Source organism: Lentzea sp. NPDC004782 (genome assembly GCF_040609115.1).
GTDB lineage: Bacteria > Actinomycetota > Actinomycetes > Mycobacteriales > Pseudonocardiaceae > Lentzea.
Genome location: NZ_JBEXJN010000001.1, coordinates 110,160 through 128,443, shown reverse-complemented (window position 1 = coordinate 128,443; position 18,284 = coordinate 110,160). Strand labels below are relative to the sequence as shown.

The window sequence follows — 18,284 nt, the reverse complement described above, 5'->3', positions numbered from 1 at the left end:
TGCTACCGCGGCGGTGGTGTCCACAGTCCCGCGTCGGGTTTGCCGCGCATCAGAGCGCGCACCGTGTCGTCGAGCTCGTTGGACGTGCCCCATCGGTCGGTGTCGCCTGCCGGGTGCACCGTCGGGGTCCACGACTCGTCGACCAGTTCCAGCTCTGTCGTGTACTCCATGACGAACCCGCTCGAGGGGTCGCGGAAGTACGAGAACGTGTTGTTGCCGACGCCGTGGCGGCCGGGCCCCCACACCGGCTGGTGGCCGCGCCGCATCATGCCGCCGGTCGCCCTCATGAACTCGTCGAGGCCGTTGACCTCGAAGGCGATGTGGTTGAGCGAGTGGTGCGGTGAGCTGGTGAACGCGAGCAGGTGGTGGACCTCGTTGGTGCGCATGAAGCAGAAGAAGTCCTCGACCCAGTCGGACACCTTGAAGCCGAGCACCGACTCGTAGAACAGACGGGTCTTGTTGATGTCGCTGGTGTTGAACACGACGTGGCTGATCGCCTTCGGTCGACTGTCCTCGTGGCCGATCGGCACGAACTCCCGCCGGGCGACCTCGATCGCCACCTCCACGGTGCGGCCGTCGCAGTCGAGGAACCGCACGCCGTAACCACCACCCAGGTCCTGGCGCACGCCGGGCTCGCTGATCAGCCGCGCCTCCGGGTGCCGGGTCACCCGCGCGGCGACGGCGTCGACGTCCGCGCGGGTCTCAGCGGCCAGTGACAGCAGGTCGACCCTCGACTCGTCGGTCGCGCGCAGCCGCAGCACGTGGCTCTCCGGGCAGGCCGCCCCGAGGTAGACGCGATCGTCGTCCGTGCCGACAACCTCCAACTGCCAGTGCTTCTCGTAGAACTCGCGAGCCTGCGCCAGATCGGGAACGCCAAGGCCCACGTGCCGAACATGGGTGATCACTGGAGAAACTCCGTTCACGAAAGACGCGGCCGCGTTCAACCTCGGCGAGTCAGCAGTTGAACGCGGCCGCGACAGAAGAAAGACTCAGCTGACGGCCCTGCGCTGCAGGTCGTCGGCGAACACCTGCAGGATCTCGGCGCAGCCACGCGCGAGTTCCACCATCGACGACACCCGGTGCACCGGGAGGTTGCCGACGATCTGGTGCTTCTCCCTGCCCGCGACGATGCACGTGTCCAGGATGCGCAGCAGGACGCGGCCCGCCTGGTTGAACCTGAGCGACGGGTCCCGCTTGAGCGACTCCATCGTCATCGCCAGCTCCGCGAGCGACCGCGCGTCGCCTGGGCGGAAGGTCGCCTGTGCCGAGACCTCCGGCTCCGGGCAGTTCTCGCGGTCCCCGCCGCTCGCCGCCGTGCCGCGTTGCTTGGGAGGCACCGGGTCCTCGCCCCGGCTCAGCCGATCACGAACGTCGGCCACGGTCGCCGGGGAGATGCCGGCCTCCTTGGCGATCTCGCGCAGTGACGCAGTCGGGTCGCGCTTGATCAGCTCGCTGGCCATGAGCCTGCCCTGCGCGCTGTTGATCGGCCTGACCCGGCCGTCCCTGCCGATCCTGCTCGTGGTCATCGGCGCCTGTCCGGCCATGGATTGCCGGATCTCCGCCACCCGCTTCGCGGACAGGCCTGCCACGGCCGCCACGGCCCGGTCCGACCACCCTGGATGGGAAGTGACGATGCGCTCGGCGGCCGCTCTACGGTCACCCGGCGTGAGCGGCATGCCGTGCGCGATGTTCGCCTGCACAGCGAACACGAACGCATCCCGCTCGTCACCGTCGAAGAACCTGACGGAGATCATGTCCTGCCCGCGCATCAACGCCGCGTGCAACCTGTGCATTCCATCGACGACCCGCATGGTCGGCCGGTGCACGACGATCGGCGGCAGCGCCGCCCCCGACTCGGCGAGCGCCTTCACGTGGTCGGCTCGCTGGCCGTCCAGTCGAGGCGTGTCCGCTGACATCAGCGAACAAATGGGAACCATCTCGGCGAGCGAGTCCGACACCCGCCCCCTGCCTGACGCCGGAGGCGACACGGCTCCGACCTGCACCGCTTGCGCTCCGACAGTTGTCACGCGGTTGCCGTCGAACGTCGTGTCGATCATGGACAATGCGGCATTCGACTGTTTTCCAACTACCACTTTCCAACGCCCCCCAGCGCGTGAGTGTCCTGGCCGAACTGCAGACTCGTCAGTTGTCGGCGATACCACGACGGCGGGATCGGCCGTTCGTCGCGGGCTGACAAGGTCATCGTAACGCTATGTGTTGACCTTGGCACGTTCCGCACATATCAAGCGATCCTATGCATAACGTGTTTGATGCGGGTGTAGTCCTCGAATCCGTACATGGACAGGTCTTTTCCGTAGCCCGAGTGCTTGAAGCCGCCGTGCGGCATCTCGGATGGGAACTGCAGGTGGGTGTTCACCCACACACAGCCGAAGTCGAGCTTGGCGCTGACCCGCATGGCACGCGCGTGATCGGTCGTCCACACCGAGGACGCGAGCCCGTAGTCGACGCTGTTCGCGCAGCTCACGGCCTCGTTCTCCGAGGAGAACGGCTGGACCGTGACGACTGGTCCGAACACCTCGCGGGTGCTGATCTCGTCGTCGGACCGCACCCCGGTGACCACGGTCGGCGCGAAGAAGTACCCGGTCTCCCCGACGCGGTGACCACCGGTGACCACGGTCGCGTGCGCGGGCAGTCGTTCAACGAAGCCCTTGACACGTTCGAGCTGTTTTGCGCTGTTCAACGCGCCGTAGGTCGCGTCCGGATCGGACGGTGGCCCTGGCCTGCGCCGCTTCGCCTCCTCCACGAGCAGCCGGATGAACTCGTCGTGCGCCTCCTGCGCCACGAGCACACGGGTGGCGGCGGTGCAGTCCTGGCCGGCGTTGCCGGTCACGCCGGTGATCACCGTGTTCGCCGCCTTCACGAGGTCCGCGTCGGCGAACACCACGACCGGAGTCTTGCCGCCCAGCTCGAGGTGAGCCCGCTTGAGGCCACCGGATGCACCGTCGGCCACGTCGATCCCGGCCGCGACCGACCCGGTGATCGAGACCTGGGAGGGAACGGGGTGGCGGACCATCAGACGCCCTGTCGCCTCGCCGCCGCACACGACGTTGAGCACGCCTTCCGGCAGGAACTCCGACGCGAGCTCGGCGTACATCAGCGCGGTGACCGGCGTCGTCTCGGCGGGCTTGAGCACCACCGTGTTGCCGGCTGCGAGCGCAGCCGCCGACTTGAGCACGGCCATCATCAGCGGGTAGTTCCACGGCGCGAGCTGGGCGCACACGCCGATCGGCTCCCGCCGCACGTAGGACGTGTGGTCCTCGGAGTACTCGGCAGCTCCTCTGCCCTCCAGGATCCGCGCCGCCCCCGCGAAGAACCGCAGCTGGTCGATGGCCACCGAGATGTCGCCGGTCATGTCGTTGCCGGTGTTGCGGTTGTCCGCGGCGGCGAACTCGTCCGTGCGGGCCTCCAACACGTCCGCGATCCGCAGTAGCGCCGCCTGCCGTTGTGCCGGCGATGTCGCGCGCCAGCTGTCGAACGCCGTTTCAGCGGCTCGCATCGCCGCGTCGACCGCTTCGGGGTCTGACTCCGGCGCGAGGAGGTAGGCCTTTCCGGTGCACGGGTCGACGACCTCGCTGTGCGGAAGTTCTGGAGTCGCCGTGAACTTGCCGTCGACGAAGTTGCTGAGCGTGGGCAGTGACATCTCACCCGTCCTTGTTGTGGCGGTGGATCAGGCCTGGTGGGCGCCGACCAGCTGGTCGGCGGCGAGGTGCAGCGACACGAAGCCGTGGAACCCGAGGTTGTTGTTCCAGTCCAGCTCCTGCACAGGCACGTGCAGGCCGGGCATCCGGCGGTACAGCGACTGCAGGGCGATTCGCAAGGTCTGGCGAACCAGCGGGTCACCGAAGCAGATGTGCCGTCCCGCGCCGAAGGTCAGGTGCTGGTTCGGTGCCGGCCGGTCGAGCACGAGCCCGCCGGCACCGGGGAACTTCTGCGGGTCGCGGTTGGCCGACGCCACGTACAGCATCAGCGGCTGCCCCGCCTTGATCTGGATCTGCTGGCCGTCGGCGACCGTGTAGACAAAGTCCTCGCGGGGCACCCGGCCGACGAACTGCACCGGTGTGCAGAAACGCAGCAGCTCCTCGACGGCGTTGGCCGCGGTCTCCGGCTTCATCAGCAGATCGCGCTGCTCGGGCGTGGCGAGCCGGTCCAGCGCGTAGACGCTGTTGCCGATCTGGTAGCGGATCGACGCCACGCCTGCGAACAGCAGCAGTGCAGCTTGGGCGACGATGTTGTCTTCGTCGTTCGGCGCGCCGTTGACCTGAGTCGCGCGCAGCATGTGCAACAGACCGTTCTCGCGCTCCGACTGGGCGATCGACTCCGGCTTCGCGAGGAACTCGGCGAGCTCCAGCGTGCTCTGCCTGGTGCGGTGCAGGTGCTCCGTCGTCACGCTCGTCGAGCCGAACAGGTGCGCGATGTCGTCGGTCCAGCGGGTCAGCTCGGGGTGCGCGTCCACGGACACGCCGAGCAGGTCGGCGATGACCATGGCGGGCAGCGGGAACGCGAAGTCCCGCATCAGGTCGAATCCTCCGGGGTCGACGTCGTCGAGCAGGCGGTCGACCAGAGCCTGGATGCGGGGCTCGAGTGCCTCGTCGCTGAACGGCCGATAGCTGCGGTTGGCGTGCCTGCGCAGCTTGGTGTGGCTCTGCCCGTCGTGGAACGCGAGCCATCGCTCGAAGATCGCGATCATGTCGGCGAACTCGGCCTTCTGCTCCGCCGGCAGGAACCACAGCGGAACCGCCGCGCGTGCGTTGGACAGGCGTTCGTCCGTCATCAGCTTCAGGCAGTCCTCGTACCGGAAGAACAGCCAGGTGCCGCCGAAGATGCCTTCAGAAAAATAAGCAGGACTTTCCTCGCGCATCCGCTCGTAGAACGGGAACGGATCCGGAATGTAGCTCTCCTCGTTGTGTGAGAAATTTTCTGCAGACAGGGTTTCTGTCTCCACCTGTACCTCCATGAATCGAACTCCCCCGGTATTTGGTTCAGCAGCTTCGTGCTTCGCAGTTCTCACAAAGGGTGTGGTCGGATGCTGTACGAGCAGGTGCCGGGCGTGCAAGCTCATGTTGAACAATCTTGAACAACGCTGAAAAGCGTTGACAGGTCGGTTCAACACGACGGCGGCTAAACGTCTGGACGTGCTGCTCGGAGCTGTGCACGATCCCCGGATGGGCCGGATTTCGGGTGGCCCCGATCAGCCGACTCGATGATTCGAGGAAATCCACATGACCGTTTTGCGCACCGCGCCGGCCTCACTGGGGCAGCGCCTGCTGTGGTTCCTGGGGCACTACCGGGACACGGGATCGAACCTGAACGTGCCGGTGTTCTACCGACTCCGCGGCGAGCTGGACGCCGACCGGTTGGAAGCCGCCGCGACCGCGCTCGTCGTGAGGCACGAGGCGTTGCGGACGACCTACGGCGGTGGCGGGCGCAAGCTCGTCCAGCAGGTGCATGCTCCTGAGCCCGTTCGGCTCGTGCGGCACAGGGTGCACGGCCCTGAGCACCTCGACGCGGCACTGCTCGAAGAGGCGGGCAAGCCGTTCGACCTCACGGTCAGTCCGCTGAGGATGGTGCTCTTCGAGCTGGCACCGCGCGACCACGTGCTGATGATCAACATTCACCATCTCTCGACGGACGGCTGGTCGGGCGGCGTGCTGTCGGAGGAGCTCGGGGCGCTGTACCGGCAGGACGCTGAGCAGGTGCCGCGCAAGTCGTGGCAGCCGGTCGATTTCAGCGAGTGGCAGCGCGCCAGGTTCGACGGCGGCGAGCTCGCCTCGCACCAGAAGTTCTGGCGGGAACAGCTCGCGGGCGCCTGTCCTCCCGCCTGGCTGGAGAAGATCGCGAACCCCGATCCGGGGGAGACCCCGACACCGAAGCTGCTGTCGTTCGAGTTCGAGGACGACGTCGCGACCGCGCTGAATGCGCTGTGCCGTGCGCAGCGGACCACGATCTTCACCGCTGGCCTCGCTCTGTTCGCATCCGTGCTGCAGGCGCGCGGCGGGGACAACGACTTCGCCATTGCGTCGATGTTCGCCAACCGCTCGCGCCCCGAGCTGCTCGGCACCGTGGGCTTCCTGGCGAACATGCTGGTGATGCGGATGCGGCTGCCAGACGCGCCGACGTTCACGCAGGTGCTCGACGCCGGCAGGGACGTGGTGTTCGAGGCGCTCGACCACCAGGAGGTGCCGTACCACCTGGTGCCGCAGTCGCTAGGGGAGCGCAGTGCCGGGCTGGAGAACGTGATGTTCCAGGTCACCACCGGCCCCAGCTACGGGTTGCGGCTCGGCGAGGTCGAAGTCGCCCAGGTGACCGCGCCGAGCGGCATCGGCAGCCGGTTTCACCTCGAGTTCGCACTGATGCCGGACGGGGGCCGGCTCGGCGGCCTGGTCTGGTTCGACGAGAGCCGGTTCAGCGAGGACTCGATCCGGCAGTTGGTGGACGACTACCTGCGGCTGGCGCAAGGCGTCGGTGCGGATCCCGACCGGCCGGTCGCCGAACACCTCGCGGTCTGACCTGGGGGAGGACTGAGGCCATGAGCAGGGAAATCGACTGGACACGGCTGAGCATCGACGCGGATGTCACCGCGGTTCTCACGTGGGTCTACGAGACCGGAGGCTCGCGGCTGACCGCTTTGTACGAGAACGCGAAGGCCGCGCAGTGGAACGCGACGACGGACATCGACTGGACGATCGATCTGCCCTACGGCAGCCCGCTGCCCGACGGCTCCGACCTGGCGCGCCGCTCGTTCCTCTCCTCCCCGCTGGGCGATCGAGGCAGAGCGGGGTGGGACGAGTTCCGCTGGGAGGTGCAGGGCTGGACCGTGAGCCAGTTCCTGCACGGCGAGCAGGCCGCGATGGTCGCGAGCGCCCGGCTCGCCGAGTTGCTGCCGAACATCGACGCGAAGTACTACGCGATCAGCCAGGCCGGCGACGAAGCGCGGCACACAGAGGCGTTCGCCCGCTACGTCGACCTGCAGATCCCGGAGCCGTACCCGCTCTCGCCCGCGCTGAAAGCGCTCTTCACCGACGCGTTGAGCGCCTCTTCGTGGGACATCACCGCAATCGCCATCCAGTCGCTGGTCGAGCCGATCGCACTCGCCGGATTCCGGATGGCCGGCTCGACGTTCCACGACGACCTGGTGAAGCGGATCGTCGCGAAGATCGCCCAGGACGAGGCGCGGCACGTGTCGTTCGGCGTACTGCTGCTCAACGAAGCGCTGCGGGAGCTCACCTCAGCCGAGCTGGCGAGTCGTGAGGAGTTCGTGCTGGAGGCGGTCTCGCTGATGCGGACGCGTTTTCTGATGGCGGAGGTGTGGGAGCGCTTCGGCGTTCCGGTGAGCGACGGCACCGCGTTCGCCGCCGTCGATCCCGGGCTGTCGGCATTCCGCAGGACGCTGTTCTCCAGGTTGGTGCCGATGCTGGCGCACATCGGCCTGCTGACCCCGAGGGTGGTCGACGGACTGACTCGCATGGATCTGCTCGACCGCGCCGCCGTCCGCACCGTCCGCCGGGTTCTCGAAGAGACGGGAGTGTCCAACCGCTGACTTTCCGCGGTTGGACGCCGGAACCCAGTTGAACGACCGAGTTCACGCACTTTACGTCGCGCATTCACCGTGCGAACATTCGCAATATGGGGGGCAATACCGTGAGCCGATCCGCACTTCCGTGGCCACGTCCGCGTTCGCGAGCAAAGCGGGGCCGAGCACTTATTGTGCAGCAGGGCGCCTGGGATATGCCGAAAGAATCGATGCCGCTGGCGGCCGGATATTTGAAAGCAGCGGTCGCGGCTGATCCTGTGGTTGGCCCCGAGTTCACCGTCGAAATCCAGAACTTCCGCGGCGGCGAGTCGCTCGGCGCGATGGCCAGGGCGATTTTCTCCGACAACCCGCCCGATGTGCTCGCGTTCTCGGTGTTCGGGTGGAACTTCAACCAGTTCGGCGCGCTGGCCGAGACCTACAGGTCGGTCCGCCCGGACGGCTGGGTCGTCTTCGGCGGCACGCACGTCGCCCATCAGGCAGAACGGGTCTTCCGCAAGTTTCCGCAGGTCGACGTGGTCGCCAACGGTGAAGGTGAGTACACCTTCCGCGACCTGCTGCTCGCGTTCCTGGAAGACGGGTCCGTGTGCGACCTGGCCGGCGTGCCCGGCATCTCGTACCGCGACGAGGAAGGCACCGTTCACACCACCGCGGAAGCGCCCAAGATCGAGAACCTCGACACCATTCCGTCGCCGTTTCTGACCGGCGCGATCCCGTTGCTCGACCATCGCGGCCAGTTCCCGTACGACGTGGCGTTGATGGAAACCAACCGGGGTTGCCCGTACAAGTGCTCGTTCTGCTACTGGGGTGGCGCAGTCGGTCAGAAGATGCGTGATTTCTCTCGGGAACGGCTGCGTGCGGAACTCGACATGTTCGGCTATCACCAGATTCCGACGGTCGTGCTGTGCGACTCGAACTTCGGCATGCGGCAGTCGGACGCGGAGTTCGTCGAGGACCTGGTGAAGACCCGGGAGAAGTACGGCTTCCCGCAGTCGCTGGAAACGTCGTGGGCGAAGAACAAGTCGAAGACGTTCCACAACATCGTCCGCAGGATGAAGGAACAGGGGTTCCAGAGCTCCTTCACAGTCGCTTTGCAGACGCTGGACGACACGGCGTTGCGCGACATGGGCAGGCGCAACATGCGGTTGAACGAGTGGGAGGACCTGGCGGCCTGGCTCGCGGCGGAGGGGCTTGACGCCTACGCCGAACTGATCTGGGGCGCGCCCGGCGAGACCGTCGAGTCCTTCCTGACCGGCTACGACCGGCTCTCCAAGCACGTTTCGCGCATCGCGGTCTACCCGTTGCTGCTGCTGCCCAACACCAGCTACGTCGAGAACCGCGAGGAACACGGGTTCCTGACTGTGAGGGGCGACAGCGACGACTTCGAGTACGTGCTCGCCAACCGCACCGTCACGGTCGCGGAGAACGTGATGATGCAGCGGTTCATGTTCTGGGCTCGGATGATGAGCGAGAACATGTACTTCCGGCACATCTGGGCGCCGCTGCGCGAGCTTGCCGGTCTCACCCAGAGCACCGTCCTGCTGAGCCTCTCGGACTGGTTCCAGGACGACTCGTCCGATCCCGCGATCGCCGAACTGATGGGGGACCGGCGCGAGTTCACCGACTCCGGCCTGGTGGTCGAGTCGCTGCACAAGTTGTACGCCGAGCCTCGGTTCGAGCAGGTCTTCCAACGGTGGTGGGATGAGGCGATCATCCCGAAGGTGCCGGAGCAGTACCGGCACCTGCTCGACGAGGTCTTCCGGTACGACAACGTCACCCGCCCCGTCTATGCGGGCATCGGTGCGGAGAACGCCGAGGTGCGGACGATCGACAGCCTGCCGCACTACGTGCGCAGCGCGATCCGGTTCGACTACGCGATGCCGCGGGTGCTCGAGGCCATCCGCGCCGGCGAGCCCGTCGACACCGAACCCGCGCCTGTTGAGCTGACACTCGCCCACCGCGTCGGGTTCGAGGAGTACCTCGACAACCACGAACTGGCGACCTACTACTCCGCCCGCTGCCTCGCGATCCAGGAGCTCACATGACGGACGAAGACGTTGTACGCCACCGCATCCGCGCGCTGATCCTGGAGATGGCACCCGAGCAACCGGCCGACGACAGCGATCCCGACCCGTTGCTGGTGGAGACGCTCGGCTACTACTCGCTGTCCATGCTGGAGCTCGCCTTCGCGCTGGAGGACGAGTACGACCTCCCTCCGATCGACCAGGAGACGGCGAGCCGAATCCGGCGCGCGAGCGATATCGAGGACTACGTGATCAACCAGCTGCGCCAGCACACGACCAACACCGATTAGGGAGCGGCACCAGTGATCGACAGGATGCTTCACGACACAGTCGCCGCAGGCCCGCAGGACACGGCCGTCGTCTGCGGCCGGCGTCGCATGACGTACGGCGAGCTCGGTCGCCGGGTGGCTGGTTTTCGGGACCGGTTGCGCGACCTCGGCGCGCAACGCGGCGACCACGTGCTCATCGTCCTGCCGAACCTGCCGGAGTTCGTGGTGGCGTACTTCGCGACGGCGGGGGTCGGCGCGACCGTCCAAGCGGTCGATCCGGACAGCACCGATCACGAGCTGATCGGTCACAAGCCGTCCATTGTGGTCACCACGCCGAACCGGATCGCCCGGCTGCGGTCGTTGTTCGAGTCGGCAGCCGTTGTCGAGGTCGGCGACGCCGAGGCCGAGTTCACCATCGAAGAGCCGGGCAACGGGCCGTGGGTGGTCGCGCTCTCGTCTGGCTCGACCGGCGAGCCGAAGCGCGTGGTGCGCACTCAAGCCAATCAGTTCGCCGAAGCGACCAACATCGCGGAGACCGCGGCGATCGGTCGCGAAGACGTCGTGTTGTGCGCGTTGCCGCTGTTCCACACGTTCGGGCAGGGCTGCTGCATGCTCGTCGCGATGCGCACGGGCGCCACGCTCGTGCTCGTCGACCAGGATGCAGGAGACGATCTCGTCGACCTGTTCGCCCGCCACCAGGTCACCATCTTCCCCGCAGTGCCGTACCTGTTCGAGTCGCTCTCCGACCTCGAACATGTGGCGGACCTGTCGTCGTTGCGGCTCTGCCTCTCCGGCAGCAACTTCCTGTCCCCCGCAGTGCGGGAACGCTTCGAGGCGCGGTTCGGCGTGCCGATCCGGCAGACCTACGGCAGTACCGAGGCCGGCAGCGTCTCGTGGGACTGCGACCCCGGCGAGTTCGTGCCCGAGTCGGTCGGCAGGCCGCTGAACGGCGTGACCGTCGAGATCCTCGACGAGGACGGCGGCGCCGTGCCGCGAGGTGCGGTCGGCGAGATCGTGGTGAGCGGTGGCGCGGTGATCACCGAACACAAGCGGTACCGCACCGGCGATCTCGGTCGTATCGGTGCGGACGGCAGGCTCCACGTGGTCGGGCGCATCCGGATCCTGATCGACACCGGCGGCCACAAGGTCAACCCGGTGGAGGTCGAGGACGTGTTGGAACAGCACCCCGCGGTCGCCGCGGCCGCGGTGGTCGGTCTGCCACTGCCCGGTGGGGGTGAACTGCTGGCAGCTGCGGTGATCCCGCGTGCCGAGGTCACCGCGGCCACTTTGCGCGACCACTGCCGGGAGCACCTCACGGCGCACAAGATGCCGCAGCGGTTCGACTTCGTGACCGAGATTCCCCGTTCCGCGCTGGGTAAAGTGCGTCGAGCCGAGCTGGCCGCGGTGCTCGGCGGGCTGCAACGGGAGCGCTCTCTGACCGGGCAACCTCACGAGGTCGTCGTCGACCACCTCGTGGCGACGGTCGCCGAAGTCGTCGGACTCACGCCGGGGAAGGTCGATCCGGACACTCCACTGAGGACGCTCGGGTTGGACTCGCTGGGCGCACTGCGGGTGCGCATGGCGATTCAGCGTGATCTCGGTCGTTCCGTTGGCCTGCCGAGGCTGCTCGGTGGCGCGACGATCACCTCGCTCGTGCAGGAGGGCGACGGCACCGACGACACCGGCCTGCTGCCGCCGGTTCCCGTCGGGGAGCCGACTGACGACTTCCCGCTGTCCCACAACCAGCTCTCGCTGTGGCACGACGACCAGCTCGCGCGCACCGATGCTCGTTACAACCAGAACTTCGCCGCACGGCTGCTGTCCGACGTCGACGTCGACGCGCTGCGCCGGTCGTTCCAGGCCCTCGTCGACCGGCACCCGATGCTGCGCACCAACGTCAGGATGCGCGGCGGTGTGCCGCGGCAACGCGTGCTGGAGCAGTCCGCCGTCGACTTCGCCGTCGTCGAGGTGGACTCCGACTGGGACGATCTGTCGTTGACCGAAGAGGCGTTTCGGCCCTTCGACCTGGAGACGCAGACACCGCTGCGGGTGCGGCTGTTCACTGGGCCCGAGCGCGGTCCCGTGCTGTTGGTGAGCGTGCACCACCTCGCCACGGATTACTGGACGTTCGTCGCGATGCTGAGCGATCTCAGCGCGCACTACACCGCCGAGTCCTCAGGCGCCGAGCTGTACCGGCCATCGCCCGCCCACACCTACGCCGACTACGTGCGCTGGCTCGGCGAGGTGGTGGACGGTCCGGTGGGTGCCCGGGATCTCGCGTTCTGGCGCGAGCGCCTGCGCGACCTCCCGCCCGCACCGGAACTTCCTGTCGCCGACCTCCGGCCCGCCGTACAGCACCGGGAACGGGCAACGCTCTTTCAGGACCTCACCCCGAAGTCGGTGACCGCACTGCGCGACCTCGCCCGCTCGCGGGGCACGACCCCGTACACAGTGCTGCTCGCCGCGTTCCACCTGTTGCTACAGTCGTGGACAGGGGAGCACGACGTCCCGGTTGCTGTGATCACCACGAGCCGTCAGCACGACGAGTTCCGCGACGTGCACGGCTACTTCACGAACCCGATCGTCTCCCGCGTGCCCATCGACGCCGACGAGTCGTTCGACGATCTCGTCGAGCGCGTCCGCCGTGCGCTGCTGGACGGAATCGAACACCAGCTGTTGCCGATCGAGGTGCTGGTCAAGCACCTCGACGTCGTCCGCGACCGCAGCCGGGCTCCGCTGGTGGAGGTGGCGTTCGGCCAGAACAAGGCGCACGACGACGACCTGGCGCCGGTGGGCAGGTTGCTCAGCTCCGGCCCAGGCCGGCGCATGCGCCTCGGCGCACTGGAGCTCGAGTCCGTTGCTCTTCGTCAGCGCGGAGTGTCGTACGACTACTCCGGTGCGGTGTACGAATCCGGTGACGCCATCGCGATCGCGTGGGAGTACAACACCGCGCTGTTGAGCGAGCGGAGTGTGCAGCGGATGGGGGATGCGTTCGAACGGTTGCTGCTCGCGGCCTGCGAAGCATCGGCCGATCCGGTTCGGACGCTGGAGGACCCGGCTGAACGAGACCACCTGCTGGCCGCCTCACGCGGGTCTGCCGCTCAAGAGGTCACGCGGACGGTGGACGAGGTCATTGCGCAGCGGGCTGCGGTACAGCCGGATGCCATCGCGGTCGACAGCCCGTCGGGCCGATTGACCTACCGCGAGCTACACGAGAACGCCGACCGCCTGGCAAGCGCCGTCCACGCTGCTCCCGGTTCACGGGTGGCGATCCTCGCGGAGCACTCACCTGAGCTTGCCGTCGCCGGGCTCGCCTTGCTGCGGGCCGGTGCGGTCGCCGAGCCGCTCGACTGGAACGCCGAGCTCCCCGCTGACATCCAGCTGGTAGTCGCCACGCCTTCGGCACGCGAACGACTTGCCGGCACAGCGGTTCCGGTCGTCTTCACGGACGCATCCGGGGAACGCGAGAACCCCGGCGGCCGGCTGGACGCGCAGGCGATCGTGGTCCGCACCGGCCTGGGTCGCGTGGTCGTTCACGGCCACCGTGCGCTTTCGGCGCACGTCTCCGCTTTCGGCGAACGGTTCGGTGACTGCGGCGACGTGCTGGTCCACGGAGCACTGTCCGCCGACCAAGCGCTGCTGCGGGTGCTGGCTGTCGTGGCGGCGGGAGGCACGGCCGTGCTGACCCCCGCCGGAGCGGAGCCCGAAGACCTGGCCGCGCTGCTCGGTGCGGGCCGCCGCTACGACGTCGTCATGCTCACCCCGACTGAGCTCGCACTCGTGTTGCCGCACGTCGGTCCGACGGCCGACATCGGAGTGCTGGTCGTCGGAGGTGAGGTGCTGCCGTCGCATCTGGTGCGCGAGTGGCGGGGCCGCACCGGCTGCGGCCGGGTCGTGCACGAGTACAGCACCGCTGAGCTGTTCACCGTGTCCGCCGGCGATGTTCCGCTCGACGTGGGTTTGCTGGTACCGGCAGGAAGGCCGGTCGCGGGTGTCGAACGCCTGGTGCTCGACGCGGTCGGCAGGCTGTGTCCGGCCGGCGTGACCGGCGAGATCCACGTGATGACGCCCGAGCTCCCGCGACCGCAGCCGACAGGCGACCTCGGCCGGTACCTCGACAACGGCGACGTGCTGGTGCTCGGCGAGCGCACGACGATCCGCGGCTACCGCGTCGACCTCGGTCAGGTCGAGGCGGCGCTCAGCCGCCTGCACGCGGTGGCGCACGCGGTGGTCGTCGCCCACCAGGAGCGGCTGGTCGCGCACGTCGCGTTGACCGAGCCGGCACCGGTCGCCGAGCTGCGTGACGCGTTGCGGCGGGTGGTGCCCGAGTACATGGTTCCTGCGGACTTCGTGGTGCACGAACGGTTCCCGCTCGGCCGCAACGGCAAAGCACGGCGGGACGCGTGCCCTCGGCCCACGCAGGTGGAGACCGTCGCCGACGACGACCTCAGCCCGGCAGAGGCAGTTCTCGCCGACGTGTGGCGGAAGGTGTTCGAAGTGCCGGAGGTCGGCCCGCACGACGACTACTGGGTCGATCTCGGCGGCGACTCCGTCACGAGCCTGCAGGTCGTCGCCCTGGCGGCGGAGGCCGGGCTGCGGGTGACCGCGAAGCAGGTGTTCACCCACCCGACCGTGCGCGAGCTCGCTCGGGTGGCCGAGGTGCTGACGGACACCGTGGTCGTACCCGGCGACGCCGATCGCACGAGCCTGCCGATGACACCCATGCAGTGCTGGTTCTTCGAACAGGACTTCGCCGACGTCAACCACTGGAACCTGGCGGTACTGCTGCGCCCGCGCCGTCCGGTGGACAGCGCGACGCTGCGCGCCGCCGTCCAGGCGGTTGCCGAGCACCACGCCGCATTCCGGCTGCGGTTCAGCCGCACCCCGGACGGGTGGCGGCAGGAGCTGGACCGGCAGGCGCAGGCGGTCGTGATCACCGAGCACGACACCTGGTCGGACGATCTGTGCCTGAAGGCCCAGCGGAGTCTCGACATCACCAACGGCCCGGTGCTGGCCGCGGTGCTCACTCCGGAGGCCGTGCTGCTGGTCGCACATCACCTGGTGATCGACTTCGTGTCGTGGCAGGTGGTGATCGACGATCTCGGCCGCGCTTGCGAGCAACTGGGGCTCATGCCGGTGGCCACGCCGTTCCCGGTGTGGACGGAGCTGTCCCCGCCGGGCAGCCCGAGGACGGGACCGCCGATCGGTTCGTTCGAGGAACGGCACACCCGCGTCACCTCGGGTCGGCTCGGCACAGCGGAGACCGAGGCGTTGCTCGCCACGCCCGCGGACCGCGAAAGCCCGCGACCGCAGGTGATCGTGCTCGCCGCCGTGGTGCGCGCGGTCTCGCTGTGGACCGGCTGCACCAGCATCGGCGTCGACGTCGAGGGCCACGGTCGCGACGCCGACGCCGATCTCAGCCGGACCGTCGGCTGGCTCACCGCCGTGCGTCCGCTGCAGTTCGAGTTCGATCATTCGCTGGCACCGCCGGAGGTGCTCAAGAACGTCGTCGAAGAGCTCCGCCGCGAACCGGGAACGACTCCCGCGCCTCAGGCGACGATCTCGTTCAACTACCTGGGCCGGCTCGGCGACGTACTCGGTGACGACAAGCGCGGGGGGCTTTTCGCCACCGTGCCTCTGCCGTCCGGACTGGACCGCGGACCGGGCAATCGGCGTCCGTACCCGTTGGAGATCAGTGCGATGAACGAGTCGGGCCAGCTCCTGATCAGGGTGGCGCACGGGCCGGACCGCGGTGTCGACCGGCTCGTCGAACTCATCATCGACGACCTGACCGCACTCGTGACGCCGGAACCCGAGCCGGACCTGGCCACGTGCGTGCGCGCGGTCTGGGCGGACGTGCTCGGCCACGACGACTTCACCGACACCGACGACTTCTTCGCGATCGGCGGCCACTCGCTGCTGATCGCCCGGATCATGGCGAAGCTCGGCAAGGTCAGCGGCCTGCGTCTGCCGTTGCGGCTGTTCTTCGACCATCCGACGGTGGGCGGCCTCGCCGACGTGATCGCGACCCGGAAGGCGGACGTCCGATGACCGAGCTGCCACCTGCGGCGTGGAACGACACGGCTCGTCCGTTCCCCCGGGACCTCACGATTCCGGATCTGACTCGCGCGGCAGCCGCCCGCCACCCCGACCGCCCCGCGCTGATCGCGTCGGACGGTTCGATCACCACCCACGCCGAGCTGGACGCGTACACCGACCGGCTTGCCAGGACGTTGAGTGATCTCGGCGCGGGGCCGGGAACGTTCGTCGGGCTCTACAGCGACCGCAGTCCTCTCGCCTGCGCGGCGCTGCTCGCCGTGCTGAAGGCGGGCGCGGCGTACGTCCCGCTCGATCCGGCGTGGCCCGTGCGGCGGGTGGTGGCTCTGCTCGGTGATCTCGACGTGCGACTGCTGGTGACCAGCCGCGCCCACCTCAAGGCGGCGCAGGAGTTCCGCTGGGATCTGCCGTCGCTGCGGGACGTGATCTGCCCGGAGATCTCCGCGGAGCTGACCTGGGCGCCGGATCTGGACCGTGAGCTGGTCGAGGAGTTCTTCGACTTCCTGTCCGGTCAGCCGGATCCGCTGGAGGCGGCCGGGTTCAACCTGCGCAGGACCGACCGGGAGTACACGCCCGACGACGTGACCCACTACCGCGACCACGTTGCCGCGCTCGCGCTCGAGGCCGCCGGCGAGGGCGCGGCCGTGCTGGAGATCGGATGCGGCTCCGGCCAGATCGTCGCCGCGTTGTGCGAGTCGACGAGCAGGTACGTCGCCGCGGACCCGTCTCCCGTCGCGGTCGCGCGGTCGGTGGAGGAAGGCGCACGACGCGGCGTCGAGGTGGAAGGTCTCGTCGGTTACGGTCACGAGATCGCGTTCAAGGCCACCGGGTCGTTCGACCTGGTGCTGATGGCCAGCACCGTGCAGTTTCTCCCGGATCTCGCCTACCTGCTGGAGGTGTTGAGGTCGCTGGTACCGGTGTTGCGGCCGGGTGGGGCGATCGTGCTGGCCGATGTCATCGATCCAGCCCTGGAGAACCACGCGGGCGTGCGCGTGCCGCCCGCGTTGATCGAACGCCTGCCGGAGCTGGTCGACGGCATCTCCGAGGTCGGGGTTCGTCGCCGCGTCCCGGACGGCTTCGCGGGTGAGCTGCGGCAACGGTACGACGTGCTGATCCGCACCGGAACGTCGAAGTCGACCTGGGAGGGTCGCGTGTGGACAGGAGCGGACGTGGCTGTGCGTGAGGCCGCTCCGCCGCAGGTGGAGGTTGCGCCGGAGGACATCGCGTACGCCATCTTCACCTCCGGGTCCACTGGAACACCGAAGGGCGTGCTGGTCGGGCACCGCTCGGTCGTCAACCTCGTCGACTGGGTCAACCGCACCTACGAGGTCGGCCCGTTCGACCGTCTCCTGTTCGTCACCTCGTTCTGCTTCGACCTCTCGGTTTACGACATCTTCGGCGTGCTGGCCGCCGGCGGCGCCATCCGTGTTGCGACCGAGGCCGAGATCGCGGAGCCGGACGTGCTGATCGACATCCTGGAGAACGAACCGGTCACCCTCTGGGACTCGGCGCCGGCCGCACTCGCGATGGTGATGCCATTCGTGGACAACAGGGAGCCCAACGGCCGCACCAGTCTGCGGCTCGCCCTGCTGAGCGGCGACTGGATCCCGGTGGCGCTGCCGGACAAGCTGCGCGAGGCCTTCCCCCGCACACGGGTGGTCGCTCTCGGTGGCGCGACCGAGTGCACGGTGTGGTCCAACCACTACCCGGTGAATGTCGTCGATCCGGCGTGGCCGAGCATCCCGTACGGCAAGCCGATGCAGAACGCGCGCTACTACGTGCTCGACGACAAATGTTCGCCGTGTGCCGTCGGCACACCAGGTGACCTCTACATCGCAGGCGAGTGCGTGGCCGTCGGCTACCACGGCGCGCCCGAGATCACCGCGGCGAAGTTTCTGCCCGACCCGTGGGTGCCCACCGAGCGCATGTACCGCACAGGTGACCGCGCCCGGTGGTTGCCCGACGGCAACATGGAGTTCCTCGGCAGGCAAGACGACCAGGTGAAGATCCGCGGGCACCGCATCGAGCTGGGCGAGGTGCAGAGCGCTCTTTCGCAGTGCCCCGGCGTGCTCGCCGGGATCGCGCTGGCCCGGGACACCAGCACCGGCAAGGAGCTCGTGGGTTTCTACGTGCCGACTGCGGACGGCCCGGACGACGTCCGGGCGCACCTGCGCGCCATCCTGCCCGCGCACATGATCCCTTCACGGATCGTGGAAGTTGCCTCATTCCCGTTGCGCACCACCGGCAAGGTAGATCGAGACGAGCTGCTGCGCACCTTGTGACCCCTCAGGGCAGGTGTCCTGGACGTAAGCGCTTACGTTGGCCTCACTGGAAACGTAAGCGCTTACGTCTGTTCCCGTAAGCGCTTGCAATGCCTAACGTCGC

Annotated in this window: 10 protein-coding genes; 6 read left to right on the top strand and 4 right to left on the bottom strand. The window is 68.0% G+C overall.

Features of this window, described 5'->3' with window-relative positions:
* Positions 1–2: 2 nt before the first annotated feature.
* The 4 genes from ABZV40_RS00585 to ABZV40_RS00570 form a co-directional block, all read right to left on the bottom strand.
* Complete coding sequence (locus ABZV40_RS00585) at positions 3–884, bottom strand: VOC family protein (RefSeq protein WP_355433730.1); 882 nt, start codon at positions 882–884, stop codon at positions 3–5.
* A gap of 105 nt (positions 885–989) precedes the next feature.
* The gene (locus ABZV40_RS00580) at positions 990–2,057 is read right to left on the bottom strand and encodes a ParB N-terminal domain-containing protein (protein WP_355434102.1); all 1,068 of its coding nucleotides are present in this window, start codon (positions 2,055–2,057) and stop codon (positions 990–992) included.
* A gap of 185 nt (positions 2,058–2,242) precedes the next feature.
* Positions 2,243–3,655, bottom strand: a complete 1,413-nt coding sequence (locus tag ABZV40_RS00575; RefSeq protein WP_355434099.1) for a gamma-aminobutyraldehyde dehydrogenase — start codon at positions 3,653–3,655, stop codon at positions 2,243–2,245.
* A gap of 33 nt (positions 3,656–3,688) precedes the next feature.
* On the bottom strand, positions 3,689–4,963 hold the full coding sequence (locus ABZV40_RS00570) for a cytochrome P450 (RefSeq protein ID WP_355433729.1): 1,275 nt from the start codon (positions 4,961–4,963) through the stop codon (positions 3,689–3,691).
* A 277-nt stretch (positions 4,964–5,240) separates the two neighbouring features.
* Here ABZV40_RS00570 and ABZV40_RS00565 point away from each other — a divergent pair, with 277 nt between their 5' ends.
* From ABZV40_RS00565 to ABZV40_RS00540, 6 genes are all read left to right on the top strand, one after another.
* Positions 5,241–6,527, top strand: a complete 1,287-nt coding sequence (locus tag ABZV40_RS00565; protein ID WP_355433727.1) for a condensation domain-containing protein — start codon at positions 5,241–5,243, stop codon at positions 6,525–6,527.
* Between the two features lie 20 nt (positions 6,528–6,547).
* Positions 6,548–7,558, top strand: coding sequence for a ferritin-like domain-containing protein (locus tag ABZV40_RS00560; RefSeq protein ID WP_355433725.1), 1,011 nt, complete (start codon positions 6,548–6,550; stop codon positions 7,556–7,558).
* 86 nt (positions 7,559–7,644) lie between these two features.
* Positions 7,645–9,594, top strand: a complete 1,950-nt coding sequence (locus tag ABZV40_RS00555) for a KedN5 family methylcobalamin-dependent radical SAM C-methyltransferase (protein ID WP_355433723.1) — start codon at positions 7,645–7,647, stop codon at positions 9,592–9,594.
* Positions 9,591–9,863: a hypothetical protein gene (locus ABZV40_RS00550; RefSeq protein WP_355433721.1), complete on the top strand. Its 273-nt coding sequence runs from the start codon at positions 9,591–9,593 to the stop codon at positions 9,861–9,863. Before ABZV40_RS00555 ends, ABZV40_RS00550 begins: the two co-directional genes overlap by 4 nt.
* 12 nt (positions 9,864–9,875) lie before the next feature.
* Positions 9,876–15,893 (top strand): AMP-binding protein, encoded by a 6,018-nt coding sequence (locus ABZV40_RS00545; RefSeq protein WP_355433719.1) that lies wholly within the window; start codon positions 9,876–9,878, stop codon positions 15,891–15,893.
* A complete protein-coding gene (locus ABZV40_RS00540; RefSeq protein WP_355433717.1) occupies positions 15,890–18,181 on the top strand; it encodes an amino acid adenylation domain-containing protein in 2,292 nt (763 codons plus the stop codon). Before ABZV40_RS00545 ends, ABZV40_RS00540 begins: the two co-directional genes overlap by 4 nt.
* The last annotated feature ends 103 nt before the right edge of the window (positions 18,182–18,284 follow it).